Origin of the sequence: Methylobacterium hispanicum, assembly GCF_022179285.1 — a bacterium.
In the GTDB taxonomy this organism is placed as follows: domain Bacteria; phylum Pseudomonadota; class Alphaproteobacteria; order Rhizobiales; family Beijerinckiaceae; genus Methylobacterium; species Methylobacterium hispanicum.
The window spans coordinates 127920-152140 of record NZ_BPQO01000010.1; the positions used below are offsets into that span (position 1 = coordinate 127920).

Annotated in this window: 17 protein-coding genes; 12 read left to right on the forward strand and 5 right to left on the reverse strand. The window is 74.2% G+C overall.

The features are described from left to right. Positions 1-3 precede the first annotated feature (3 nt). Entirely contained in the window at positions 4-1344 is a 1341-nt protein-coding gene (rimO, locus tag MFF56_RS13655; RefSeq protein WP_066918306.1) for a 30S ribosomal protein S12 methylthiotransferase RimO, read from the reverse strand. Between the two features lie 959 nt (positions 1345-2303). Between rimO and pabB the strand changes: the two genes are divergently transcribed. The 4 genes from pabB to MFF56_RS13675 all read left to right on the forward strand — a co-directional run bounded on the left by pabB (position 2304) and on the right by MFF56_RS13675 (position 5760). After that, a complete protein-coding gene (gene pabB / locus MFF56_RS13660) occupies positions 2304-3689 on the forward strand; it encodes an aminodeoxychorismate synthase component I (protein ID WP_238230130.1) in 1386 nt (461 codons plus the stop codon). Positions 3690-3867: 178 nt separating this feature from the next. Continuing rightward, a complete protein-coding gene (locus MFF56_RS13665; protein ID WP_066928204.1) occupies positions 3868-4479 on the forward strand; it encodes an anthranilate synthase component II in 612 nt (203 codons plus the stop codon). Beyond that, positions 4466-5332 carry an aminotransferase class IV gene (locus MFF56_RS13670; RefSeq protein ID WP_066928207.1) on the forward strand — a complete coding sequence of 289 codons (867 nt, stop codon included), beginning with the start codon at positions 4466-4468 and terminating at the stop codon, positions 5330-5332. Before MFF56_RS13665 ends, MFF56_RS13670 begins: the two co-directional genes overlap by 14 nt. Positions 5333-5355: 23 nt before the next feature. Then, a complete protein-coding gene (locus MFF56_RS13675; RefSeq protein WP_066928202.1) occupies positions 5356-5760 on the forward strand; it encodes a DoxX family protein in 405 nt (134 codons plus the stop codon). Between the two features lie 69 nt (positions 5761-5829). Here MFF56_RS13675 and mazG read toward each other — a convergent pair whose 3' ends face one another. Beyond that, positions 5830-6669, reverse strand: coding sequence for a nucleoside triphosphate pyrophosphohydrolase (gene mazG / locus MFF56_RS13680; RefSeq protein ID WP_066928200.1), 840 nt, complete (start codon positions 6667-6669; stop codon positions 5830-5832). Positions 6670-7297: 628 nt separating this feature from the next. On the opposite strand from mazG, the gene MFF56_RS13685 reads away from it, so the two are divergent. The 4 genes from MFF56_RS13685 to MFF56_RS13700 all read left to right on the forward strand — a co-directional run bounded on the left by MFF56_RS13685 (position 7298) and on the right by MFF56_RS13700 (position 11896). Beyond that, a complete protein-coding gene (locus MFF56_RS13685; protein ID WP_066928198.1) occupies positions 7298-8404 on the forward strand; it encodes a replication protein RepA in 1107 nt (368 codons plus the stop codon). 220 nt (positions 8405-8624) lie between these two features. Beyond that, positions 8625-9467, forward strand: a complete 843-nt coding sequence (locus MFF56_RS13690) for a hypothetical protein (RefSeq protein ID WP_066928206.1) — start codon at positions 8625-8627, stop codon at positions 9465-9467. Positions 9468-9858: 391 nt separating this feature from the next. After that, complete coding sequence (locus tag MFF56_RS13695) at positions 9859-10389, forward strand: Ros/MucR family transcriptional regulator (protein WP_238230131.1); 531 nt, start codon at positions 9859-9861, stop codon at positions 10387-10389. A gap of 301 nt (positions 10390-10690) precedes the next feature. Further along, entirely contained in the window at positions 10691-11896 is a 1206-nt protein-coding gene (locus tag MFF56_RS13700) for an MFS transporter (RefSeq protein WP_066921443.1), read from the forward strand. A gap of 166 nt (positions 11897-12062) precedes the next feature. Here the strand turns inward: MFF56_RS13700 and MFF56_RS13705 are convergent, their stop codons facing one another. After that, a complete protein-coding gene (locus tag MFF56_RS13705; protein WP_066921445.1) occupies positions 12063-16913 on the reverse strand; it encodes an NAD-glutamate dehydrogenase in 4851 nt (1616 codons plus the stop codon). Between the two features lie 658 nt (positions 16914-17571). Between MFF56_RS13705 and MFF56_RS13710 the strand changes: the two genes are divergently transcribed. From MFF56_RS13710 to MFF56_RS13725, 4 genes are all read left to right on the forward strand, one after another. Beyond that, positions 17572-17964 carry an MAPEG family protein gene (locus tag MFF56_RS13710; RefSeq protein WP_066924651.1) on the forward strand — a complete coding sequence of 131 codons (393 nt, stop codon included), beginning with the start codon at positions 17572-17574 and terminating at the stop codon, positions 17962-17964. Between the two features lie 179 nt (positions 17965-18143). Further along, complete coding sequence (locus MFF56_RS13715; protein ID WP_066924653.1) at positions 18144-18401, forward strand: hypothetical protein; 258 nt, start codon at positions 18144-18146, stop codon at positions 18399-18401. 131 nt (positions 18402-18532) lie between these two features. Next, the gene (locus MFF56_RS13720) at positions 18533-18976 is read left to right on the forward strand and encodes a MarR family winged helix-turn-helix transcriptional regulator (RefSeq protein WP_238230133.1); all 444 of its coding nucleotides are present in this window, start codon (positions 18533-18535) and stop codon (positions 18974-18976) included. 38 nt (positions 18977-19014) lie between these two features. Next, complete coding sequence (locus MFF56_RS13725) at positions 19015-20307, forward strand: MFS transporter (protein WP_066924858.1); 1293 nt, start codon at positions 19015-19017, stop codon at positions 20305-20307. 169 nt (positions 20308-20476) lie between these two features. On the opposite strand, the gene MFF56_RS13730 is transcribed toward MFF56_RS13725, so the two are convergent. Then, a complete protein-coding gene (locus tag MFF56_RS13730; protein WP_238230134.1) occupies positions 20477-22564 on the reverse strand; it encodes an OPT family oligopeptide transporter in 2088 nt (695 codons plus the stop codon). Between the two features lie 194 nt (positions 22565-22758). Continuing rightward, positions 22759-23994: a GGDEF domain-containing protein gene (locus tag MFF56_RS32115; RefSeq protein WP_066923510.1), complete on the reverse strand. Its 1236-nt coding sequence runs from the start codon at positions 23992-23994 to the stop codon at positions 22759-22761. Between the last annotated feature and the right edge of the window lie 227 nt (positions 23995-24221).

Consider the following 24221-nt stretch of genomic DNA (forward strand, 5'->3'; position numbering starts at 1 on the left):
GCGTCAGACCACGCTGCCGCGCAGGTCGTAGGCGCCCGCGTCCTCGATCTTCACCGTGACGATGTCGCCCGGGCGGACCGGGCGGCGGAAGCTGGCGTGCACGCTGCCGTCGATCTCGGGCGCGTCGTACTTGGTGCGCCCGACCGCCACGTTGCCGCCGACCGAGTCGATGATCACGGGTAGGCGCCGGCCGACCTTGGCCTTCTGCAGCCGCAGGGCCACGCCCTGCTGCGCCTCCATGAAGCGGCGCTTGCGCTCCTGCTGAACCTCCGGCGGCACCGCCTCTGCAAGGTGGTTGGCGGGTGCGCCCTTCACGGGCTCGTAGGTGAAGCAGCCGACGCGCTCGAGCTTCGCCTCGCGGATCCAGCCGAGCAGTTCCTCGAACTCGGCCTCGGTCTCGCCGGGAAAACCCACAATGAAGGTCGAGCGGATGGCCAGATCCGGGCAGGTCTCGCGCCAGCGCCGGATGCGCTCCAACTGCTTCTCCTGGTTGCCGGGCCGGCGCATGCGCTTGAGCACCGAGGGGCTCGCGTGCTGGAGCGGCATGTCGAGGTAGGGGAGGATCTTGCCCTCGGCCATCAGCGGGATGACCTCGTCCACGTGCGGGTAGGGGTAGACGTAGTGGAGCCGCACCCAGGCGCCGAGCTCGCCGAGTTCCTTGGCGAGGTCGTAGAAGCGGGCCCGCACCTCCCGGTCGCGCCAGGGGCTCGTGGCGTAGCGGGTGTCGATCCCGTAGGCGCTGGTGTCCTGCGAGACGACGAGGAGTTCCTTCACGCCGGCCTTCACCAGCTTCTCGGCCTCGCGCAGCACGTCGCCGGCCGGGCGGCTGACGAGGTCGCCGCGAAGCGAGGGGATGATGCAGAAGGTGCAGCGGTTGTTGCAGCCCTCCGAGATCTTCAGATACGCGTAGTGCCGCGGCGTGAGCTTGACCCCCTGCGGCGGGATCAGGTCGAGGAACGGGTCGTGGGCCGGCGGCACCGCCTCATGCACGGCGGCCACCACCGACTCGTAGGCCTGCGGGCCGGTGACGGCCAGGAGGTTCGGGTACTTCTCGCGGATCTCGTCCGGTTGCGCGCCCATGCAGCCGGTGACGATGACCCGGCCGTTCTCGGCCATCGCGTCGCCGATCGCCTGCAGCGATTCGGCCTTCGCCGAATCGAGGAAGCCGCAGGTGTTGACGATGACGACGTCCGCCCCGTCGTGCTTGCGCGCCAGCTCGTACCCTTCCGCGCGCAGGTGGGTGAGGATCCGCTCGGAATCGACCAGCGCCTTCGGGCAGCCCAGCGACACGAAGGAGATCCGTGGCGCGCTGGCCTTCGGTGAGGGGGCAGGGGAGGCGGTCATGGCTCGTCCAAAACGGCGCCGCGGCCTCGCAAGGCTCCCGAAGGCCCGCGCCGCGCGCTGATCGCGTGAAATCTGGAATCGTTCGCCCCTATACAGGCATCGCGCGCGCGTTGCGAGCCCGGACCGACGGCGGGGCTCCCATGCAGGGCGGGCGGTCCATGCGCTCCCTCCCCACTCTGCTGGGGAGGGAGAGTGCGGAGGGGTTCCCGCATACGATACGGCCACACGGCAGCCCTCCTCGCATCTCTACAACTTTAAAATATTCCTATTCTATGCTGATTTGCCGTGCCCTGGCCGCGGCGCGTCCTGAGACGCATCGGGGCGCTTTCCCGGTCAGCCGCCGGGGCGCGGCGTGCGGTCAGGCCGGTGCCCGCGTCTGCCGTCGGCTGCGGCAGCCCCGGACGCGGGACCGACATGCCGCCGGCACGGACCGGGCAGCGCGCGGGCGCGGAAATGCCCCGGTCGCCGACCCCGCGCGATCCTCGGATCGCCTTCCGGGCGGTGGGCTGAAGCCTACGGCGCCGATCCACTACGGGACGGTGCACGACGCAAGCTCGCCCGCAAGCGGCGAGGGTTCTTCCCGGGGCGCCTCCACGAGGCGCACCGGCCCAGACCTCCTCTCAGCTTGGCGTAGATCGGACCCCGGCGTAACGGACACCGCGACGCGCATACGGATGGAGCGCTCGACCGGGTGCACATCCGCGGGACGCCGGGCGGCCGGCCTTTGTGCAACGTTGCGTCAGGGCCTCGCGGCGTCCCGCGTCCCCCCGATCCGACGATCTTGGGCCACGCCCCCGGCACCTTGCGCGGGGCCGTTTCCGCGCGTCCGGTCTCCGCGCCGACAGGGCAGGGCGGCTCCGTGCCCGCTTCCCCCGCGGCACCGCCTGTGCGAGGCGTGTCCCGGCGGATGCCGGACGCCAGAGGCCGGCCAGGCCCCCCGGAGACGAGACGCGACGCCCATGTGGACCCGTGAGATCCCGTTCTGCGATCCCGCCGCGGCGGCGGCGCGGCTGCGGCACCTGCCGGGGCTCGCCTTCCTCGACAGCGCGATGCCGCACGCCACGCTCGGCCGGCACTCGATCGTCGCCGCCGACCCGTTCGGGCGCTTCCGTTTTCGCGATGGCCGCGCCACCCTCGACGGGCGCCCGGTGCCGGGCGGCCCGATCGAGGCCCTGCGCGCCGCGCTCGCGCCCTGGCGGACCGACCCCGCCGACGAGATCTTCCCGGGCGGGGCGATCGGCTACTTCGCCTACGATCTGGGGCAGGCGCTGGAGCGCGTGGCGCGGCCCGCCCGCCGGGCCGGGCTCACCGACGACATCGCCTTCAACCTCTACGACACGGCGCTCGTCGTCGATCACGCGGCCGGCACCTGCCGGCTCGTCGCCACGGGCTTCCCGGAGACGGACGGCGCCGCCCGCGCGGCCCGCGCCGAGGCCCGGCTCGCCGCCTTCGCGGCGCTGCTGGGGCAGGGGGGGCCGGACCCTGTGCCCCCCTGCCCCGTCCCGGCCCTCGACTGGCGCTCGAACTTCACCCGGGCCGGCTACGAGGCGGCGGTGGAGCGGGTGCGGGACTACATCCGGGCCGGCGACATCTACCAGGCCAACATCGCCCAGCGCTTCAGCGCGGAGCTGCCGGCGGGCTTCGACGGCTTCGCGCTCTACCGCGCCTTGCGGGCGGCGAACCCTGCGACCTTCGGGGCCTACCTCGCCTTCGAGGGACTCACCGTGGCCTCCAGCTCGCCCGAGCGCTTCCTGAAGCTCGCCGGTCGCCGCGTCGAGACCCGGCCGATCAAGGGCACGGCCCGGCGCCTGCCCGACCCGGAGGCCGACCGGGCGGCGGCCGAGGCGCTCCAGCGGAACCCGAAGGAGCGGGCCGAGAACATCATGATCGTGGACCTCCTGCGCAACGACCTGTCGCGGGTCTGCGAGGCCCACAGCGTGCGGGTCCCGACCTTGTGCGGGCTGGAAACCTACGCGGGCGTTCACCATCTGGTCTCGGTGGTCACGGGCACGCTGCGGGAGGGCCTCGACGCCCTCGACCTCGTGGCCGCCACCTTCCCGGGCGGCTCGATCACCGGGGCCCCGAAGATCCGCGCCATGGACATCATCACCGAGATCGAGGGCGACGCGCGCGAGCTCTATTGCGGCGCCATCGGCCGGATCGGCTTCGACGGGGCGCTCGACACCGCGATCGCCATCCGCACCGTGGTGATGGACGCGCGCACGGCCGTGCTCCAGGCGGGCGGCGGCATCACCCTCCTGTCGGAACCCGGTCCGGAATACGACGAGACCCTGGCCAAGGCCGCCCGGGTGTTCGAGGCCTTCGGGGGGAGGGCGCCGGCGTGACGGCTGCGGTCATGGGATCCCCAAGGGCCGAGGTCCTTGGGCGGGGTCCCGGGGCAGCGCCCCGGGTTGGCCCCTCCGACCCGGCACAGCCGGGACGGAGGAGCCAAATGCAGGGTTCCACCCTGCACCCGCCAAAGGTCTCGACCTTTGGAATCCACGACACGCGCGGTTCCCGCCCATGATCCTCGTGCTCGACAACTACGACTCGTTCGTCTTCAACGTCGTCCGCTACATCGAGGAACTTGGCGAGAGCGTGCGGGTCGTGCGCAACGACGCCCTCGACGTCGCCGGGATCCGCGCGCTCGCGCCCGACGCCCTCGTGGTCTCCCCCGGCCCCTGCACGCCCGCGGAGGCCGGGATCTCGCTGCCGGCGATCCGCGAACTCTCCGGCAGCCTGCCGATCCTCGGCGTCTGCCTCGGGCACCAGGCGATCGGCGCGGCCTTCGGCGGCAGCGTCGAGCGGGCGATCCGGCCGCTGCACGGGCAGGCGACCCCGGTCGATCACGGGGGGCAGCGCCTGTTCCGCGGCCTGCCCGCCCCGATGCAGGTCGGGCGCTACCATTCCCTGGTGGTCCGGCCCGAGCCCGGCATGGAGCGCCACCTCGCGGTCGACGCCCTCTCCTCGGAGGGCGAGGTGATGGCCCTCTCCCACCGCGAGCACCCGACCTACGGCATCCAGTTCCACCCGGAATCGGTGCTGACCGAGGGCGGCCACGCCCTCTTCGCGAACTTCCTGGACCTCGCCCGCGCCTGGGCGAAGGATCGGCGGAGCGATGATGCTGTGGCTTGACGGGCGCCTCGGCGCGGAGACGGTCGCGCCCTTCGACCTCACCGACCGGGGCTTGAGCCTCGGCGACGCGGTGTTCGACACCGCGCTCGCCCTCGACGGCCGGGTCGCCTTCGCGGACGCCCATCTCGACCGCCTCGTCGCGGGCGCGGAGACGCTGGGCTTCTCCGTCGATCCCGACAGGGCGAGGGCGGCCCTGCGGGCGCTGGCCGCGACAGGCCCGCGCCTCGCCATCCGCACCACCGCGACCCGGGGCACCGGCCCGCGCGGCTTGAAGCCCCCGGCCGAGCCGCGCCCCGTCCTCTACGCCACCGCGGCGCCGAGCGCGGCGGCGCTCGCCTTCGCGCCCCTGAGCCTCTGGGTGACCGGGATCGCCCGCAACGAGACCTCGCCGGTCTCGCACCTCAAGACGCCGGGCTATCTCGACGCGGTGCTGGCCGCCCGCGACGCCGCGGCGGCCGGCTTCGACGAGGCGCTGTTCCGCAACACGCGCGGGCGGGTCGCCTGCGCCGGCACCGGCAACCTGTTCGGGATCCTCGGGGACCGCCTCGTTACGCCACCCCTCGCCGACGGCGTCCTGCCGGGCATCGTGCGGGCCGAGGTGCTGGGCCTGGCCGGTGGGGTGGGCCTGCACCCCGAGGAGCGCTCCCTCGCACTGCCCGAGCTGCTGGCGGCGGACGCGGTCTTCCTGACGAACTCGCTGCGGCTGATCGCGCCGGTGCGGGCGGTCGGCGAGACGCGGTTCGCGAGCGCGGGGCATCCGGGCCTCGCGCGCCTCGTCGCGGCCCTGACCGATCGGGTGGCCGCGTCCTGCGGCGTGCCGACATCGCGCGTGGCCGAGGCCGGCGGACCATGAGGCCGGCGGGGCAGGGGCGCGCGATGGCGGACGGGCGCTTCCGGCTGCGCCTCGCCCTCGCCGGCCTCTATGCCGGGATCGGCGCCGTGCATCTGGCCCGGCCGGACCTGCTGATGCCGATCATGCCGGCTTCCGTGCCGGAGCCCCGGCTCGTCATCCTGGCGACGGGCCTGTGCGAGATCGCGGGCGCCGCGGCGCTCCTCGGCCAGCGCTTCCGCCGGGCCGCAGCGATCGGGCTCGCCCTCTACGCGGTCTGCGTCTACCCGGCGAACCTGAAGCATGCCCTTGAGGGCATCAGCGTCCCGGGCATCCCGGATTCCTGGTGGTATCACGGGCCGCGGCTGGCCTTTCAGCCGGTCCTGGTCTGGGCCGCGCTCTGGGCCGGCGGCCTCGTCGATTGGCCGATCAAGGGTTCTCCAAGGGCCTGAGGCCCTTGGGCGGGGCCCGGGGCTCTGCCCTGCACCCGCCAAAGGTCTCGACCTTTGGAATCCACGACCTCAGCCGCGCTCGGCCCGCTTCACCGCGACCCAGGCCGCCTCCATGGCGGCGAGGTCGCTCCCCGCGAGCGCGGCGCCCGAGGCCCGCAACTCCTCGGCCATGGCGGTGAAGCGGCGCTCGAACTTGGCGGTGCCGGCCCGCAGCGCCGCCTCCGGATCGACCCCCGCATGGCGGGCGAGGTTGGCCACAGAGAACAGGAGGTCGCCGATCTCCTCCGCGAGCTCCGCTCGGTCGCCGTTGGCCAGCGCCTCCGCCACCTCGTCGGTCTCCTCGCGGACCTTGTCGATCACCTGCGCGGCCTCCGCCCAGTCGAAACCGTAGGCAGCGGCCTTGCGGGAGATCTTCTCGGCGCGGGCGAGGGCCGGCAGCGCCAGCGCCACCCCGGCCAGGGGCGGGGGTTCGGCCGCGCCGGCCTCCGGCGCGCGGGCCGCCTTCTCGGCCCGCTCCCGCACCTTGATCGCCTCCCACAGCGCCTGGACCGCCTCAGGGTCGCGGGCGGGCGCGCCCTCGGGCAGCAGGCGCCCTGCCCCGTCGAAGACGTGCGGGTGGCGCCGGATCAGCTTGGCGACGATCGCCCCGGCCACGTCGTCGAACCCGAAGGCGCCGGCCTCCTCGGCCATGCGGGCGTGGAACACGACCTGCAGCAGCAGGTCTCCGAGCTCGTCGCGCAGGTCGTCCATGTCGCCGCGCTCGATGGCGTCGGCCACCTCGTAGGCCTCCTCCAGCGTGTAGGGCGCGATGGTCGCGGATGTCTGGGCGACGTCCCAGGGGCAGCCGCGCCTCGGATCGCGCAGCTCGGCCATCAGCCGCAGCAGGGTCCGCATCGGCGTCTCGGTCATCGGGAAGGGCTCCGGATCGCGGTGGGAAAAGGGGCTCGGGATGGGGACAAGCCCGTCTTATTCCCTGAATTCCATTGGGAGAAAGACGGGATCGGGGTCGTTCTCCGAAGCGAACGACGGGCCGGACCCCTTAGGAGAAGTATCAGGAAGGATTCTCAGAGAGTCAGTTCTGCAGGTTATATGGGGTGGCAGATTTCGCTTGCGCCAGAGAGGGTTGAGGCCGGTCCGCGCATCCGACTCTGCGCGGATGCGTATCCGATTCTGCGTGCCTCCGTATCGGATTCTGCGCGGTCGTGCCGGGGTGGCGTATCGGAGTCTGCGCGGTCCCGCATGCGATTCGGCGTGGATGGCGCTCCCGGGCGGTGCAGAACGGGGACAAGGCGGGCGCTCCGGGGCGTATCGAACTCTGCGCGGTCCGGACAGGCCGGCCGGCCCCCGTATCGAACTCTGCGTGCGCACCGTCCGGCCCGGACGGGGAGGGGGGCGGAACGCGTGGATTGCCGGGACAACCCGCCCGGCCCCGCGATTCGTCCGAGACTCGCGGGGACCGAATCGTGCGATGCAGGTTCGTTACGGCAGGGCTCCCCTGCCCTCCGACGATCCCCCGGCGACGCGACAGACCTCCACAGTGACGGGCATCGAGCAGAAACTGGCCCTGATCCGCGACGCCGACCTCCTGCAGGAGGTCGAGGCGGCCCGCGGCGGCTTTCTGTTCGCCCAGATCGTCGAGCACATCCTGCACCGCCAGCGCGAGCGCGACGCGGCCCGCACCGTGGAGGCGGCCCGCGAGCAGGCCCGCGCCCGCATGGGCCGCGACCAGCGCCGCCGCGACGCGGTGCGCCTCGTCATCGAGAACGAGCCCGCGGCGCCCGAGAACCTCCAGCACATCCACTCGGTGCTGGCGCTCTGCGGCCTGCCCTACCGGGATCCCGGCGGGGCCCGCGAGTTCAGCCGCACCTACGGCCGCAACTCGCTGAGCCTGGTGGCCGGGCGCCTCAAGGACCCGCTCACGGGCGCCTGGGAACCGCAAGGGCTGCCCTACGGCCCGAAGGCGCGCCTCGTGCTGCTCCACCTCTGCACCGAGGCCGTGCGCCAGCGCAGCCCCACCGTGGAGGTCGCCGACTCGCTCTCGGGCTTCATGCGCGAGATGGGCTTCGCGGTCACCGGCGGCGAGCGCGGCACCATCCGGCAGTTCAAGGAGCAGGTCCACCGGCTCGCCGCCTGCTCGATGCAGATCGGCCTCTGGGACGGGCAGGGGCAGGCCAGCACCCTCAACGTGCCGCCCTTCCGCAGCCTCGACCTCTGGCGGGGGCAGGGCGGCGGGGAGGGGCCCGCATGGTCCCGCACCGTCCAGTTCCACCAGGAGTTCTACGACACGCTGGTGCGCCACGCGCTGCCCGTCGACGTGCGGGCGGCGCGCGCCTTCTCGGGCTCGGCGCGCAAGCTCGACCTGCTGTTCTGGCTCGGCTACCGCCTGCGCGCCCTGCCCCGGCCGCTGCGGCTGACCTGGGAGAACCTGCACGGCCAGTTCGGGGCCGAGAACGCCAGCATCCGCAGCTTCCGCCAGGCCTTCCGGGCCGACCTCGCCCATCTCTGCGAGGTCTTCCCGAAGCTGCCGGCCAGCCTCGACGACCACGGCCTGCTGCTGCAGCCGGCCGATCCCGGCGCCCTGCTGGTGCCGCCGAAGCAGGGAACACGGAACGGAACGAGCAAGGGAATGAAGCTCCGCGCCTGATCGGTTCGGTATATTCCATTCATTCCGAAACTCGTTCCCTCGGCACGGAAAGGCGCCCGGCCGCCTCGCGGTAACGGGGCGACGCCGCGAGGCGCACCGCGTCGGTATTCCGGGGCTCCCTGCATTCCCACGATGCGCAAAATTCCGTGCGACGCCATCTTCCATTGGAAAGACCGGTCCGCTAGACTGACGGAACAGAATATTCCATTGGATGCGGCGCATGGTTCCGTCAGAGGCCGAGATCGAGGCGCGGCTCGCCGATCTGCGCCGCCGCCGCGAGGCGATCGACCGCGAGATCGCCGACCACCTGCTCTACCTCGAACTCGGCCGGCGCCTCCGGGCCGGTGCCGCGGCAGGGGACATGGCGGGAGGTTCGGCGGGAGGTTCGGCAGGGGGGCCGGCGGCCGATCGCGTGCCGGTCCCCGGCCCCGAGGCGCCGGGCCGGGCGGAGGCGGCAGACGCCGCGGCGGCCAGGGATGCCTTGGCCAGGGATGCCTGGACCAGGGAGGCCGCGGCCGGGCCGGACGGCCGGGCCCCGGCGGGGTCGTGGCCGGGCTCCGGGACGGGGGGCGGGCCACGGTTCGGCCAGGATCCTGACCAGGATCCCGGGCAGGATCCCGGCCTTGCCGGCCATCGCTTCGCCCCGCACGGTCGCGCACCGGGCACCGGGCAGAGCGGGGGGCCGGGCGGCGTTGACGGGGATGCGCGGAGCCGGGCCGTGCCGGCCTCGCGCCCGTCGCCGCGGGACACGGCCGCGCCGGCGGCGCCCCACCCCGGGTCGGAGGGGCCGCCGCCCCCGGTCCCCTTCGACGAGGATCCGGCGGCCGCCCGGCGCTACGGCCGGGCGCTCGTCGAGGCGGCCGTGGGGGTGCTCGCCGCGGCGGGCCGGCCGATGCATGCGGGCGAGATCCTGGAGCACCTCGTGGCGCGCGGCTTCGGCGTGCCGGGCCAGGATCCGGTCGCCGCCCTCAATACCCGCCTGTGGAAGCGCTCGGGCCCCGGCGGCCCCCTGCGCCGCCTCGGCGAGGCCGTCTACGACCGCGCCGGCCCCTCGAGCCCGTGAGGTCGCGGACCGCCGGGGTCCGGCCCGGGGCGAATGAAACTTCTGCGTTGATGCTCTCGAATACTCAACCAGCGGTCGAATAATCGGCGCCGGCCGGGCCGCGGACGGAGCGGGTCCGCGCTCATGATTTGCGGATTTCGCCGTGCGATCAGAGGCTTGTAATGAACCGGCCGTTTACCCGCCGGGGTTGGAGTGCCGTGTTCCAGACGCTTTAACGTTGTGCACAATCAGAGCATGAGCCAATCATCTTCCGAATTTGAGCGGATTGTGTCCGCATTGGGGGCGTCGAACCACAGAAAATGTCGCCTGTTTCGAAACAGGCAGCAATAAACCCTCTTGACCAAGACAGGCGTGGAATCGATCTTCCCGGCCGAGCGTAGAGGGTCCGGCAATGGATGAGGTCATGGACGAGCAGCACTCCGATCACATCGGTCTCGCGGTCGAGATCGTCGCGGCGTACGTGGCGAACAACTCGATCCCGCCCGGCGATCTGCAGGGATTGATCACCTCCGTGCACGGCGCCCTCGTCGGATTGTCGCGGCGCGCCGACGGCGATGCACCGGCCGTCGAGAAGCTGACGCCGGCCCAGATCCGCAAGTCGATCACCAACGACAACCTGATCAGCTTCGAGGACGGCAAGCCCTACAAGACGCTGCGCCGCCACCTCACCCTGCGCGGGCTGACGCCCGAGGCCTACCGCGAGAAGTGGGGCCTGCCGCGGGACTACCCGATGACCGCCCCGAGCTACTCGGCCCAGCGCTCGGAGCTCGCCCGGGCCCTCGGTCTCGGCCAGCAGCGCCGCAAGTCGCGCGGGGTGGTCGCCGCGGTCGAGGCCGAGCCGGAACCCGCCCTACCGCCCGAGGAGCTGGCCGCCGAGAAGCCGGCCCGCGGCCGCCGCCGCAAGGCCGAGGCCGCCGAGTAGCGGTTCCGGAGGGCGCGGAAGGAGCGGCGATCCGATGTCCGATCGGGCCGCCCTCCTGGCCATCCTGGGCGCCGTTCTCCTCGGCGCGATGAGCCCGGGGCCGAGGGGCGCGCGCCGCCTCTGATCGCGCCGGGCCGCACCGGCGTCGATCCGTCCCCCTGCCGTCCCCCTGCCGTCAGCCCTGTCCGTCGCGCAGGTCCGCATCCCGCCGCGGGCGGTGGCACGCGGCGCGCAGGTCGCCATGCTCTGTGCATCCCGCACTGCAAAACCCGCCCCGCGCGGGTTCACCCGGATGCCCCGCATGGCTTCTTCCCCGGCCGCTTCCCCAGTCGCCGGCCGCTCGGCCGCCCGCCCCATCCTGGCGCTCGCCGCCGCCGCCTTCGGCATCGGCACCACCGAGTTCGTCATCATGGGCCTTCTGCCCGAGGTGGCGGGCGATCTCGGCGTCGGCATCCCGCAGGCGGGCCACCTCGTCTCGGCCTACGCGCTCGGCGTGGTGGTCGGCGCCCCGATCGTGGCGGTGGCCACCGCGGGCCTGCCGCGCAAGGCCGCGCTGCTCGCGCTGATGCTGACCTTCCTCGCAGGCAACCTCGCCTGCGCGCTCGCCCCCTCCTACGGCCTGCTGATGCTGGCGCGGATCGCCACCGCCTTCGCGCACGGGGCCTTCTTCGGCATCGGCGCGGTGGTGGCGCGCGACCTCGTGCCCCGGGAGCGGCGCACCCAGGCGGTCTCGCTGATGTTCGCCGGGCTGACGCTCGCCAACGTGCTGGGCGTGCCCTTCGGCACGGCGCTCGGCCAAGCGCTCGGCTGGCGCGCCACCTTCTGGGCGGTGGTCGGCATCGGGGTGGCGGCGCTCGCCGCCATCCAGGCCTTCGTGCCGGGCGGGCTGCCGGGGCAGCGCGGCGGCATCCTGCGCGAGTTCCGGGCGCTGACCCGCTGGCCGGTCGTCGTGCCGATGCTGGTCTCGATGCTGGCCTCCGTGAGCCTGTTCGTCCTGTTCACCTACATCACGCCCTTCCTCACGGGGGTCTCGGGCTTCAGCCCCGGGGCGGTGACGGGGGTGCTGTTCGCCACCGGGATCGGGCTCACCCTCGGCAACCTCGCGGGCGGGCGGCTGGCCGACCGCAACCTGCCGGCGACGGTGCTGGGCGGCTTCCTGGGCGTGGCCGCCGCGCTGGCCCTGCTCGCGGCCCTCGGGCCCCACAAGGTGCCGGCGGTGGCCCTGCTGGTGCTGTGGAGCGGGCTCGCCTTCGCGCTGGTCTCGCCGCTGCAGGTCTGGGTGGTGGAGGCGGCGCGCGAGGCCCCGAACCTCGCCTCGACCCTGAACCAGGGCGCGTTCAACCTGGGCAACGCGCTGGGCGCGTGGCTCGGCGGCACGGCGCTGACGCTGGGGGCGGGCTACCGCGCCCTGCCGCTCGTCGCGGCCGCGGTGGCGCTCCTGGGCCTCGCGCTCACGCTCGCGGCCCTGCGCGGGCGCGCCGGCGCGGCCCTGCCGCAGGCCACCTGAATCCGGGGATCCCCAAGGGTGTCACACCCTTGGGCGGGGGGCCGGGGCGCGCAGCCCCGGGATTCGGCTCCCTCGTCCTGGCTCTGCCAGGGCGAGGGAGCCGACGGGAGGGCTCCGCCCTGCACCCGCCAAAGGTCTCGACCTTTGGAATCCGGGACCTGCCGGCTCAGGTCCGCGCGAGGTCGCCGAGCAGCCCGGCCGCGACGCTCGCCTTCGCCACCGTGAGCCCCGAGGCGGCGATGCCGGAGACCGCCTCGCGGATGCGGGCGAGGCCGGGGCCCCGGGCCGCGATCCAGGCCTCGACCGCCTCCGGGCCTGAGCCGCCGTCGCCCACCACCTCGGCGGTCAGCGCCCGGTGGGCGCGGGCGATGCCCGCCACCGCCCGCTCCAGCGCGACCCGGTCGAAGGTGTCGGAGACCGGCGCCGCCCTGGCCTCCGCGGCGAGGTCGCCCAGGCGGAACGCCCGCTCCAGGGCGAAATGCGTCGCGGCGATCTCCGCCACCGGCCGCCCGCTGGTCTCGGCGACCCGCACGATGTCGGGCGCGGCCGTGAGCCGGCCGAGCGCCGCGAGCCGGCCCGCGGCGGCCTCGCCGACGCCGAGGCCCGCGAGCTCCGCCCGGCGCGCCTCCAGCGCCGCGCGGGCCTCCGCGTCGAGCACCGCGGGGAGGGCTGCGACCAGCGCGCTCACCCCGTCGCGGTAGCGCGCCACCACCGGAGCGATCCCGCCCGAGAGGTCGATCTCGCGCAGGAACCACGTGATGCGCCCGGTGAGCAGGTCCTGCACCGCCGCGTAGAGGTCGAGCTGGGCCGCGCCCGGGATGCGGCCGGCCAGCCCGTCGATGGCCGCGTTCAGCTCCATCAGCCCGAAGGCGTCGCGGGTCACCGCGTAGGCCCGGGCGATTCCCGCGGGCTCCGCCCCCGCCTCGTCGGCGAGCCGCGTGACCAGCGAGATCCCGCCCCGGTTGACGATGATGTTGGAGAGCGCCGTCGCGATGATCTCGCGCCGCAGCCGGTGCCCCTTCACGGCGTCGGGGAATTTCTCGCGCAAGGCCCCGGGGAAGTAGCGCTGCAGCTCCCGCTCGAAATAGGGGTCGTTCACCGCGGGGCCCGCCAGCAGCGCGTCGTAGAGGGCGAGCTTGGCGTAGGCGAGCAGCACCGCATATTCGGGCCGGGTCAGGCCCTCGCCCCGGCGCAGGCGCTCGGCCAGCGTCGCGTCGTCGGGCAGGAACTCGACCGCGCGGTCGAGGCGCCCCTCCGCCTCCAGCACCTGCATGGTGCGGGCGGCGAAGGCCGCCTCGCCCGCGCCCCGCCGCTCGGCGAGCGAGAGGGCGAGCGTCTGCAATGCGTTGTTGCGCAGCACCAGGCGCGCGACCTCGTCGGTCATCGCGGCCAAGAGCCGGTTGCGGTCCTCGGGCCCCAGGCGCCCGTCGCGCTCGGGGGTCATCAGGGCGATCTTGATGTTCACCTCGACGTCCGAGGTGTTCACGCCCGCCGAGTTGTCGATCGCGTCGGTGTTGAGCCGCACGCCCGCGCGCGCCGCCTCGATGCGCCCGCGCTGGGTGAGGCCCAGGTTGGCGCCCTCGCCGACGACCTTCGCGCGCAGCTCCGCGCCGGTGATGCGCACCGCGTCGTTCGCCCGGTCGCCCGCATCCGCGTCGGTCTCCGCCCCCGCGCGCACGTAGGTGCCGATGCCGCCGAACCAGAGCAGGTCGACGGGCGCGCGCAGGATCGCCTGCATCACCTCCGCCGGCGCGGCCTCGGCCCGGTCGATGTCGAGCACCCGGCGGATCTCCGGGGAGAGCGGGATCGCCTTCAGGCTGCGGGAGAACACGCCCCCGCCCCGCGAGATCAGGCCGCGGTCGTAGTCGGCCCAGGAGGAGCGGGGCAGGCCGAACAGGCGCTGGCGCTCGGAGAAGCTCGCGGCCGGGTCCGGATCGGGGTCGAGGAAGATGTCGCGGTGGTCGAAGGCCGCCACCAGCCTGAGGCTTGCCGAGAGCAGCATGCCGTTGCCGAAGACGTCGCCCGACATGTCGCCGACGCCCGCCACCGTCACCGGATCGGCCTGGACGTCCACGTCCATCTCGCGGAAGTGGCGGCGCACCGCCTCCCAGGCGCCGCGGGCCGTGATGCCCATGCCCTTGTGGTCGTAGCCCTGGCTGCCGCCCGACGCGAAGGCGTCGCCGAGCCAGTGGCCGCGCGCGATCGAGAGCGCGTTGGCGATGTCCGAGAAGGTCGCGGTGCCCTTATCCGCCGCCACCACCAGGTAGGCGTCGTCCGGGTCCTGCCGCACGGTGTTCTCGGGCGGCACGATCCGCCCGTCCACGATGTTGTCGGTGAGTTCCAGGAGCGCCCGGATGAAGACCCGGTAGCTCTCGGTGCCTTCCGCCAGCCAGGCTTGCCGGTCGGAGGCCGGCGGCAGGCGCTTCGGGAAGAAGCCGCCCTTGGCGCCCACCGGCACGATCACCGCGTTCTTCACCTGCTGGGCCTTCACCAGCCCCAGGATCTCGGTGCGGAAGTCCTCCGGCCGGTCGGACCAGCGCAGGCCGCCGCGGGCGACGTAGCCGTAGCGCAGGTGCACGCCCTCGACGCGGGGGGAATAGACGAAGATCTCGAAGAAGGGCCGGGGCAGCGGCATGTTGGCCACCGCCGCGCAGGCGAACTTGAAGCTGATCGTCTCGCGGGGCGCTCCGTCCGGCCCGGCCTGGTAGAGGTTGGTGCGCACGGCCGCCTCGACGAGGTTGACGAAGCGGCGCAGGATCCGGTCCTCGTCGAGGCTCGTCACCGCGGCGAGGCGCGCCTCCAGCTCCTCGCGCAGGGCGCGCTGGGCCGCCTCGCGGTCCCCCGCGAGCCCGGGATCGAAGCGGGCGCGGAACAGGGCGACGACGCCGCGCGCGATCTCGGGATGGCGGCTGAGCGTCGCCGCGAGGTAGTCCTGGCCGTAGCGGATGCGCAGCTGGCGGAGATACCGCCCGAGCGCGCGCAGCAGCGCCGCCTCGCGCCAGGGCAGCGCGGCCTCCAGCACCAGCCGGTTGTAGGCGTCGGACTCGGCCCGGCCCTCGCCGACCGCGATCAGCGCCTCCTCCAGCGGGCGCTCGAGCGCGGCGAAATCGACCGCGGCGCCGGAGGCCCGCTCCAAGAGCATGTCGTGCAGCCAGACGCGGGCCCCGTCCGGCGCGGTGACCCGGTAGGTGCGCTCGTCGATCACCCGGAAGCCCATGTTCTCCAGGGCCGGCACCCGGTCGGAGAGGGCGAGCGCGGCGCCGCGGGAGAACACCTTGAGGCGGACCTGGGAATCCGGGTCGGTCTCGCGCCGGCCGAGGTCGGCGGCGCGGGGATTGGCCTCGGAGAGCCGTTCCAGGATGGCGATGTCCGAGACCGCGACCTCGGGCGAAAAATTCTCCCGGTAGGCCGCCCCGAAGGCCTCCGCGTAGGCCCCGAACAGGCGCCGGGCCTCCGCGCCGTCGCGGGCCTCGGCGAGCGCGGCGCGCAGCCCGTCCGCCCAGGTCCGCACCAGCGCGCCGACGCCCGCCTCCAGCACGCTCGGGTCGCGCTCGGGCGCGCCCTCGGAGAGCCCGACGACGACGTGGAGCCGGGCGAGCGGCCCCTCCGGCATGTCGGCGTAGGAGGCCGAGAGGCGGCCCCCGTAGGCCTGCGCGAGGTAGGCGCCGATGCGGGCGCGCACGCGGGTGTCGTAGCGGTCCTTCGGCACGTAGACGAGGAGCGAGACGAAGCGGCCGAAGCGGTCGATGCGCGAGAGCACCCGCACCCGCGGCCGGTCGGCGAGGTCCGTGATCGCGAGCGCGAAGCGGGTCAGGCGCTCCACGTCGATCTGGTAGAGGTCGTCGCGCGGGTAGGTCTCCAGCACCGCGATCAGGCCGCGGCCGGCATGGCTCGTCGGGTCGAGCCCGGCGCGCGCCACCACCGCCGCCACCTTGCGGCGCAGCACCGGCACCTCGCGGGCCGGCGCCGTGTAGGCGGAGGCGGTGAACAGGCCCACCACCCGCAGCTCGCCCGCCAGCGCGCCCGAGTCCGAGAACAGCTTGATGCCGACGTAGTCGAGATGGGCGGCGCGGTGGACGCGCGACTTGACGCTGGCCTTCGAGATGATCAGCGCCTGCGGCTCGGCCAGGAAGGCGCGGATCTCGGGGCTGAGGCCGACGAGCTCGCGGCCGCGCCGCAGCACGGCGAGCGCGGGGTCGCGCAGCACGCCGAGGCTCTCCCCCTCGGCCGCGTCCTCCTCCAGTCCGTGCTCGCGCAGGCCCAGCACCGTGAAATGCCCGTCGAGCAGCCACCACAGGAAGGCGCGGGCCTCGTCGATCTCGTCCGCGGGCAGCGGCGTGGGGCCCTCGCCGTAGGAGGCGGCCAGCGCCTCCAGGCGGGCCAGCATGGCGGGCCGGTCGGCATCCGCCACCGCGACGTCGGCGAAGGTCGCCGCGAGCCCGGCCTCCAGCCGGCGGCGCGGCTCGCCCTCCAGGCGGTCGAGATGGATCTGGATCAGGCTCTCGCGGGCGAGGTCGCCGGCCGCCTCCGCGGTGGTCTCGCCGACGACGCGCAGGAGGGCGCCCGCGCCGTCGCGCTCGACCCCGAGGATCGGGTGGGCGACGAGGAGCGGCACCAGTCCCTGGCCGGTCATCTCGGCGAGGCAGGAATCGAGCAGGAAGGGCCGGTTGTCGTTGACGGCCTCGACGAGGGTCAGGTCGCGCGGCCGCCCGTCCCGGGTGACGGTGACGTCGTGCAGCCGCACGCTCGCCGGCTCGCCCGGCCGGTGCGGCTCGGCCAGGTGCGCGCGGGCGCGGGCGGCGAGGTCGGCCAGCGCCTCGGCGGGGTAGGGGCCGAGATCCTCGGGCGGCACCCGCCCGAACAGGTCGCGCACGAAGCCGCCCGGCTCGCCCCGCCCGGCGGCCGTCTCGGCGGCGGCCGCGATCAGGTCGGAGCGGGCGGATTTGGCCGCGGCGCTGGCGAGCGCGGTGGCGGTCTCCAGGGCGGGCTCCGAAGCGGGGTCCGGATGGGTGTCCATGGCCATGGAATCTCTCCCGAATCGGCAGCAGCCTCGGGCCTAGCTAGGGCCAGGGGGGCACCGAAGTCGACCGCGGCGCGGGCCGCGCCCTGACGGACGGTGCGGGCTGACACAAGCGGCGGACACGTTCCCGTGCGGCCCCTCGCCGGCGCGGACCGCGCGGGGAACGTCCCCGACCGGTCCCGGGTTGGGCCCGGATTCCCGTTCGGAGACGCGTTGCGGGCCCGGGCCCGGGCCACGAGCCAAGAGCCACGGGCCGCGCAGCCTCGCCTCGGGGCCAGGGCGATCGCATATGCCGAGCGAGCCTAACCCCGGTCAGGCGCGGGTCCCCTCTCCCATAGGGAGAGGTCTGCTTTCGCAGAAAGCCGGGTGAGGGGTATGAGGCTTCCGGATAAACGCGGTGCTGAACGCGCGTTGATGGCGTGAGCTGTCCTGATACGTCATACCCCTCACCCCAACCCTCTCCCTGCGGGAGAGGGGGCGCGGCGCGGTTCCAGTGGCGATCGAGGAGACGACCCCCGCCATATGCGATCGCCCTGCCTCGGGGCGGGGCCATCTCGTTCGCTCCCGCGCGGGCCAGCTCCCGGGCGGGCGGCGCCCTGCCGCGGCGGCCGGCCGGGGCGCCGACATCCTGCGCCGCCCCAGGAGGACCCTCCGCGTGACCTATCCGACCACCACGGCCTTCTTCGCCGGCCTGTTCGCCCTCGTCTATCTCGGCCTCGCCGCCTGGGTGGTGGCCGGCCGCGTCTCCGGCAACACGCTGTTCGGCAACGGCGGCGACGCCCTGACCCGGCGCGTGCGCTCCCACGCCAACTTCGGCGAGTACGTGCCGTTCGCGCTCGTCCTGATCGGGCTCTACGAGGCGGGCGGGGGCGCGCACGGGCTCGTCACGGGCCTCCTCGTCGTGCTGCTGGTCGCCCGCCTCGCGCACCCGGTCGGCATGCTGGCGCCCCCGAACACGCCGCAGCAATTCGCCTGCCGGGGCGGCGGTACCATCGCGACCTTCGGCGTCCTGGCCGTGGCCGCGGTCGCGCTGCTCCTGCGGGGGTGAGGCGGGACCGGGAAGCCGCGGCCGCGGGGCGGTCCGCGGCCGGTGCGACGCCGGGTTTTACAGTCGTTCGCATGTGCGATGCAGCACATGGAGACAGGAACGCAGTCTTCGCGGGCCCGTTGTGTGGCCATGACAGGCCCGGATAGCCGGGTCCGCGAGACGAGAAGGCCAGACAGACCATGAAGACCCGTATCGCCGCCGCATGCGCCGCCCTCGCCCTGGCGGCCGCCCCGGTCTCCGCCATGGCCTACGATTACGGGGCGCGCTACACCGGCTACGCCCCCTACGAGATGGGCTATGTCGGCGCCCCTCTCGGTGTGCACGACACGCCCTTCTACGAGGGCTGCCCGATGGACTCGGCCGCGGAGGGCAACGCCAACCAGCAGACCCGCCCGGTCAAGCAGTACGGCCAGACCACGGGCGGCTACCGCTGCTGAGGCCGGCACGGAAGCCCTAGCCGGGGTCCCACCGGACCCGCGCCACCGACCGGAAGGCCGCCGCAGGGCGGCCTTCCCGCGTTCGGGCCCGCCCCTTGCCGCCGCCGGCATGCGGGTATATGCCCGCATCCATGTCCGCTAGACCGGGCGATCCGCCCGAAGATCCGCCTCGAGAGTCCCCCTGTACCTGCACGGCCCTGCGCCGGGCCGCCCGCGCGGCCACCGCCGCCTACGACGCGGCGCTGGCGCCCGTGGGCCTGCGGGTGACGCAGTTCGCGATCCTGCGCATCCTGGCCCGGCTCGGGCCGCTGCCGGTGAGCCGGCTCGCCGAGGAGGCCGCGCTCGACCGCTCCACCATGGGGCGCAACCTCGACCCGCTGGAGCGGCGCGGCCTGGTGGCCCTCGCGCCCGACCCGCGGGACGGGCGCGCCCGCGTGGCGGCGCTGACCGGGGCCGGGGAGGCGGCGATCGCGGCCGCCCTGCCGCACTGGCGCGCCGTGGAGGCCCGGCTCGGGGCGCGGCTGGCGCCCGGCGCGCTCGCGGCCCTGGTCGCCGCGCTCCCGGCGCAACCGTGATACTTCGCTTGATCCCCCGGAAGACGAGAGCCCGACCCATGGCGGTGCAGCATCCGACCCGCGGCCCGGCAGATCTGCCGCACCGCCTGCACTACGCCTGGGTGGTGGCGGGGGTGACCTTCGTGGTGCTGCTGATCGGCGCCGGGATCCGGGCGACGCCCGGCATCCTGATCGTGCCGCTGGAGCGCGAGTTCGGCTGGTCGACGGCCACGATCGCCGGGGCGGTGGCGGTCAACATCTTCCTGTACGGCATGATCGGCCCCTTCGCGGTGGCGATCATCGAGCGCTTCGGCCTGCGCCGCTCGGTCTGCGCCGCGCTCCTCGTGCTCGCCGCGGGCACCGCCGCGACGGTGTTCATGCGGGCCTCCTGGCAGATGGTGGCGCTCTGGGGCGTGCTGGTGGGCTCAGGCAGCGGCATGGTGGCCAACGTGCTGGGCGCGACGGTGGCCGGGCGCTGGTTCGGGCGCCACCGCGGCCTCGTGGTGGGGCTGCTGACCGCCAGCAGCGCCACGGGCCAGCTCGTCTTCCTGCCGCTCTTGGCCCACATCGTGGTCGATCACGGCTGGCGCGCGGTGGCGCTGACGGTGGCCGCGACCGCGCTCGGCCTCGTGCCGCTGGTGGCGCTGCTGATGCGCGACCGCCCGGCCGACCTCGGCCTGCCGCGCTACGGCGAGCGCGCGCTCCAGCCGGCCCCGAAGGGGGGCGTCAACCCGGCCCGGCGGGCGCTGCAGGGGCTGGCAGCGGGCGCGCGCAGCCGCGACTTCTGGCTCTTGGCCGGCACCTTCTTCGTCTGCGGCGCCTCGACCAACGGGCTCGTCGGCACCCACCTGATCCCGGCCTGCCTCGACCGCGGCATCCCGGAGGTGACGGCGGCCTCGATGCTGGCGCTCATGGGGATCTGCGACCTGCTCGGCACCACGGCGTCCGGCTGGCTCACCGACCGGGTCGATCCCCGCAAGCTGCTGGCGTGGTACTACGGCCTGCGCGGGCTCTCGCTCGTCTTCCTGCCCCAGGCCTTCGACGGCAGCCTCTACGGCCTCTCGCTCTTCGCGGTGTTCTACGGGCTCGACTGGATCGCCACCGTGCCGCCGACCGTGGCGCTCGCCGGCCGCGCCTTCGGCGAGGAGAACGCCGCGCTGATGTTCGGCTGGATCGCGGCGGCCCACCAGATCGGCGCGGCCTGCGCCGCCTGGGCGGCGGGCCTCGTCCGCACCGGCACGGGCGACTACGCCTCGGCCTTCGTGGCGGCGGGCTTCCTCTGCCTCGTCGCCGCCGCGATGGCGATGCTGATCGGCCGCGACGCCCCTCGCGCCGAGCCGGTGCCGGCCTGAAGGTCGGGGATCCCCAAGGGTGTCACACCCTTGGGCGGGGTCCGGGGCGCGCAGCCCCGGGTTTGATCTCCGCCCCCGGCTTCGCCGGGGGCGGAGATCAACAGCAGGGTTCCACCCTGCACCCGCCAAAGGTCTCGACCTTTGGAATCCGGGACCTTTCGGGACCGCCTCAGCCCGGCGCCCGGGCCGTCAGCCGGTAGAACGCCCCGAGGCCGATACCGAACACCGCGAGCCCGAGCCAGGTCGCGGCCGGCCCCTCGAAGCCCAGCGCCAGCACGCCCGAGCGGCCCGAGAGCCAGTCGGCCCCGGCGAGCAGCACCCCGACGCAGCTCTCGCCGACCAGGAACCCCGAGGCCAGCAGCACGCCGCGCCGCCGCGCCGCCTCGACCGCGCCCGCCCGCTCCGCCTCCGGGGTGCGGCGGCGCAAATGCCGCTCGGCGAGCCAGCCCAGGATGCCGCCCAGCGCGATCGTCATCTCGACGCTGAGCGGCAGGTACATGCCGATGCCCACGGTCAGCGCCGGGAAGGTCAGCCCGCGCCGCCGCAGCCGCGCCTCCAGCACCACCAGCACGGCCCCGAGGCCGATCCCGATCAGCACCATGGTCCAGGGCAGGGTGCCGCCGACGATGCCCGTCGCGATCTGCGTCACCAGCGCCGCCTGCGGCACCGCCATGGCGGAATCCGCGCTCATCCCCTCCCGCGGCAGGGCGCCCGCGAAGCCGTAGGCCTCGTAGAGCAGGGCCATCAGCGGCGCGATCACCGCCGAGCCCACCACCACGCCGACGATGAGCACCACCTGCTGGCGCCAGGGCGTGGCATCGACGAGCTGGCCGGTCTTGAGGTCCTGCAGGTTGTCGTTGGCGATCGACGCCGTGGTGACGATGACCGCCGCCACCAGGAGGGCGGCGGCCACCACGAAGCGCTCGCCCTCCGGGCCCGCCGCCCGGCCGAGCAGCAGCGGCAGCAGCAGCGCCGCCGCCATGGTGGTGAGGATGCCGATCCCCGAGATCGGGCTCGACGAGGAGCCGAGGAGGCCGGCGAGATAGCCGCAGGCCGCCGCCATCAGGAAGCCGAAGACCAGCACGAACAGGGTGAGCACGCCGACCAGCACCGGCAGCATCCCGCCGAGCCCGGCCGCCGCCGCGAAGTGCCAGACGAGGCCCGCCAGCGGCAGGCTCAGGGCGAGCGCCCCCCCGGCGATCCAGGGCAGCGGCAGGTCGCGCTCCTGGCGGGGCAGCCGGCGCATGGCGTGCTCGCCCCCGGCCGAGCGCGCGCTCGCCAGCGCCGCGCGCACGCTGCCGAGGATCGGCCCGGCGAGCGAGCCCACCGTCCAGAGCCCGCCCACCGCGATGATGCCGGCCCCGATCAACCGGACCTGATCGGCCCAGACCGCCTGCGCCGCCTCGGCCGGGGCGCCGCCATGCTCGCCGAGCGCGGTCAGCACCGGCACCGCGATGCCCCAGGCGATGACCACGCCGGTGAGCACCGCGAGGCAGGCCCCGATGCCCACGAGGTAGCCGACGCCGACGAGCGCCAGCGAGAAGCCGGTGCCGAGCCCGAACACGGCCCCGCCCGCGACCAGCGCGCCCCGCACGCCCTCGGCCAGCACCTTCAGCCCGTTGGTGGCCAAGCTCACCAGCCCGGCGGCGGCGGCGGCGGCGAGCAGCGTGGCGAGCCCGCGCTCGCCGCCCGCGGGCCTGCCCCGGCCCTCCTCCCCAGCGTGCTCCCCACCGTGCTCTCCAGCGTGCTCCTGGCCGGTGCGCAGCACCTCGGCGGCCGCGACGCCCTCCGGGTAGGGCAGGCTCTCGCCCATCACGAGGGCGCGCCGCAGCGGGATCGAGAAGGCGACGCCGAGAAGCCCGCCGATCAGCGTGATCCCGGCCGTCTCCCAGAACGGGAAGCCGTGCCAGTGCCCGATCAGGACGAGGCCCGGCAGCACGAGGATGACGTTGCAGAGCGTGCCCGCGGCGGAGGCCTGCGTCTGCACGATGTTGTTCTCGAGGATCCCGGCGCCGCCGAGCAGGCGCAGGCAGCCCATCGAGATCATCGCGGCGGGGATCGAGGACGAGAAGGTCATCCCCGTCTTCAGGCCCATGTAGACGTTGGCCGCCATGAACACGACGGTGATGGCCGCGCCGAGCGCGAGGCCCCGGGCGGTGATCTCGGCGGCGTCCCGGTGCGGGGCGAGTCCCCGGGACCCGGCTTCTAGCCTCGGGCCCTGGGCTCCGCGGGGGGCGGTCGGCGTCGGCTGGTCCATCGCGCTCCGGACGGGCAGGGCGCCCAGCGGGCGAACGGCGGTGGGCGGGACGCCCGGGACATCCCGGGCGCCTTCCGAGGTCCAACCGGCAGGCGCCGGGCGCGTTCCGCCGAGCTAAGGCGCGCCCCCGCTCACCGGTCCGGGGCGCGCCCGCTCATCCCGGGGCGCGCCCGCTCATTTCGGGGCGGGCCCGCTCATCCGCGCGCGACGCGCGGCGCGGGAGCCGCCTCCTGGGGCCGCGCCGGCATGTCGCCGGGGTCGCACGCGGTGCTGCGCCGGGCGTCGCGCCATGTGCCGCGGCCCCCAGACTTGGCCGCGTAGAGCGCGACGTCGGCCGCGACCTGCAGGTCCTGCAGGCTCCGCCCGTCGCGCGGGAAGCGGGCGAGGCCGAGGCTGGCGCCTGCCCGGACCGTCCGCCCGCCGAGGCCGAACGGCGCGGCGAGGTCGCGCACGATCCGCTCCGCGAGCGCGGCATCCGCCTCGCCCATCCGGGGGCGGAAGATCAGCGCGGCGAACTCGTCGCCGCCGAGGCGGGCGGCGACGTCCTCCGGGCCCAGGGCGGCGCGGAGCCGGGCCGCCACCTCGACCAGCACGGCGTCGCCCGCGGCGTGGCCGTGGGTGTCGTTGATCGCCTTGAAGCGGTCGAGGTCGATCAGCATCGCGGTCAGCTCGCCCTCGCCCCGGGCCGCCCGCGCCAGCCTGTCCTCGAAGGCCCGCCGGTAGGCGCAGCGGTTGGCCAGGTCCGTCAGGGGATCGTGGTTGGCGGCGTGGTCGAGCTGCCGCAGCGCCGCGGTGGCCGCGACGTTGGCGCGCTGGAGCGAGGCGGCCAGATGGTCCGCCTCGTGCCGCAGCCGCGCGGCCGCCACGTAGTTGCGCTCCCCCCGGCCCGAGGCGCGCACCATCAGGAGGGTCAGGAGCAGCAGGTTGACGCCCATGATCTGCGCCTGCGTCGAGCCGCTGGTCAGGTAGATGACGATCAGGATGGCGCTGTTCGGCAGGACGAAGGCGAGCGTCGAGACGCGGTTGGTGACGCTCTGGACGACCGCGCCCGCGTTGATGCCGCAGAAGGTGAGGCCCGTCGCGATGTTGTAGGCCTGGCCGGCCTGGGCGCAGGCGACGAGGGCCCAGGCCCAGCACAGGCCCGAGACCAGCGCCCCGATCCACGCATGGGCCAGGACCCGGTCCGGCGCCGTGTCGAGGAGGCCGCGTCTCCGCACGGCCCGGGCGATCCAGAGGCGCGCGAGGTTGATGGCCGCGTTGAGCGCCAACCAGCCCACGAGGATGCCCGGCGCCACGTCCCCCCACATCATGGCGCAGAAGGAGAGCGAGACGAAGACGTTCGCCCCGAGCGTCAGGGGCAGGCTCGCCAGGAGGGCGTCGAGCTGGTCTCGCTTGATCAGGCGTTCGACCTCGTCTGGTTGTATTGTCATTTTGATGCAACCGATCAACGAAGACTGTGATCGCGCGCCGCGCTCTCGTCGATGGGTGAGGATGTCGCGTTAAGATCCTGCTTATGGCGCCGCCCGGCGGCTTTCATGGGGCGACGATCATCGACGTGCGCGGTATGCCTGCGCGCCTCCGTCCGCCGCGCCCGGTGCCCGGGGTCCGGGACGGTGGGTTCCATCGCCGGCCCGCGGCTCGACGGCCGGCCCCCGAG

Coding starts and splice junctions, on each gene's coding strand:
- MFF56_RS13705 (WP_066921445.1), bottom strand. CDS start 16,913: ATGGACACCCATCCGGACCCCGCTTCGGAGCCCGCCCTGGAGACCGCC.
- MFF56_RS13700 (WP_066921443.1), top strand. CDS start 10,691: ATGGCTTCTTCCCCGGCCGCTTCCCCAGTCGCCGGCCGCTCGGCCGCC.
- mazG (WP_066928200.1), bottom strand. CDS start 6,669: ATGACCGAGACGCCGATGCGGACCCTGCTGCGGCTGATGGCCGAGCTG.
- MFF56_RS13675 (WP_066928202.1), top strand. CDS start 5,356: ATGGCGGACGGGCGCTTCCGGCTGCGCCTCGCCCTCGCCGGCCTCTAT.
- pabB (WP_238230130.1), top strand. CDS start 2,304: ATGTGGACCCGTGAGATCCCGTTCTGCGATCCCGCCGCGGCGGCGGCG.
- MFF56_RS13670 (WP_066928207.1), top strand. CDS start 4,466: ATGCTGTGGCTTGACGGGCGCCTCGGCGCGGAGACGGTCGCGCCCTTC.
- MFF56_RS13690 (WP_066928206.1), top strand. CDS start 8,625: ATGGTTCCGTCAGAGGCCGAGATCGAGGCGCGGCTCGCCGATCTGCGC.
- MFF56_RS13725 (WP_066924858.1), top strand. CDS start 19,015: ATGGCGGTGCAGCATCCGACCCGCGGCCCGGCAGATCTGCCGCACCGC.
- MFF56_RS13695 (WP_238230131.1), top strand. CDS start 9,859: ATGGATGAGGTCATGGACGAGCAGCACTCCGATCACATCGGTCTCGCG.
- MFF56_RS32115 (WP_066923510.1), bottom strand. CDS start 23,994: ATGACAATACAACCAGACGAGGTCGAACGCCTGATCAAGCGAGACCAG.
- MFF56_RS13665 (WP_066928204.1), top strand. CDS start 3,868: ATGATCCTCGTGCTCGACAACTACGACTCGTTCGTCTTCAACGTCGTC.
- MFF56_RS13720 (WP_238230133.1), top strand. CDS start 18,533: ATGTCCGCTAGACCGGGCGATCCGCCCGAAGATCCGCCTCGAGAGTCC.
- rimO (WP_066918306.1), bottom strand. CDS start 1,344: ATGACCGCCTCCCCTGCCCCCTCACCGAAGGCCAGCGCGCCACGGATC.
- MFF56_RS13715 (WP_066924653.1), top strand. CDS start 18,144: ATGAAGACCCGTATCGCCGCCGCATGCGCCGCCCTCGCCCTGGCGGCC.
- MFF56_RS13730 (WP_238230134.1), bottom strand. CDS start 22,564: ATGGACCAGCCGACGCCGACCGCCCCCCGCGGAGCCCAGGGCCCGAGG.